Consider the following 949-nt stretch of genomic DNA (forward strand, 5'->3'; position numbering starts at 1 on the left):
GAAGCCGATGAGCTTGAGAGCGGTGTAGCCGATATCCAGCCAGGCGAACTCGTCAGGCGTTGCATAGGTGTCGCCGATGATGTCGGCGCGCCCGAGCGACAGGACGGTGCTGGCGATCGCCTCGGTCAGCGTGGCCAGCACTATGCCCGCCACAAGCAGGGCGCCGGCCGTCGATCCGTCGCGGCTCGGCGTGGCAGTGACGACCCTGGTCATGAGCCGCCTCCCGGCGCGATCTCGACACGCGCGGACAAGCCGGGCACGAGGCGGCCGGGCAACGGATTGCTGGCAAACCTGATCTTCACCGGAACGCGCTGGACGACGCGAACGAAGTTGCCGGTGGCATTGTCCGTCGGCAGCAAGCTGAAGGCGGAGCCGCTACCGGGCGCAAAGCTGTCGACCACGCCTTCAAGCGCCCCGTTCGGATAGCCGTCGATGGTGATACGGACGCGCTGGCCGGGCCGGATATGTTCGAGCTGGGTTTCCTTGAAATTCGCCACGACCCACACATCGTTGACCGGAACGATGTCGAGCAAGGCGGCGCCCGGCGCAACGAGCCGGCCGATGCGGACCTGGCGGTTGCCGATAACGCCGCCGACAGGCGCGCGCACCACGGTGCTGTCGAGATCGATCTGGGCAAGATCGCGCGCCGCCTCTGCCTGCGCCACGGCGGCAACGGCCGCTTCGCGCTGGGCGGCAAGGACGGCCATGCGCTGCTGCTGCGCCTCTACCGTCGCGGAGGCGGCCGACACGTTCGCCTCGGCTCTCGATCGCGCCGCGTCGCTTTCATCGACATGGGCCTGGCTGATGGTGTTGCTGCGGATCAGTTCGCGGCGGCGCTCGTAGGCCTTGGTCGCCAGATTCATCTCGGCCACGGCCGACCGTCTCTGGGCCTCCGCCTGCCGGATGAGCGCATGCTGAAGCTTTGTCTCCGCATCGACATTGACGAGCC

General features: G+C 67.7%; 1 protein-coding gene and 1 pseudogene. Both read right to left on the reverse strand.

The genetic code is table 11. From position 1 onward, the window contains the following. Nucleotides 1-213 (reverse strand): annotated as a pseudogene (locus CO676_RS34305) (MFS transporter); the annotation flags it as partial. After that, nucleotides 210-949 (reverse strand): HlyD family secretion protein (locus tag CO676_RS34310; RefSeq protein ID WP_097524315.1); only part of this gene is annotated, 740 nt, incomplete at its 5' end. The pseudogene CO676_RS34305 and the gene CO676_RS34310, both read right to left, overlap by 4 nt.

This window comes from Sinorhizobium sp. BJ1, assembly GCF_002531555.1.
In the GTDB taxonomy this organism is placed as follows: domain Bacteria; phylum Pseudomonadota; class Alphaproteobacteria; order Rhizobiales; family Rhizobiaceae; genus Sinorhizobium; species Sinorhizobium fredii_B.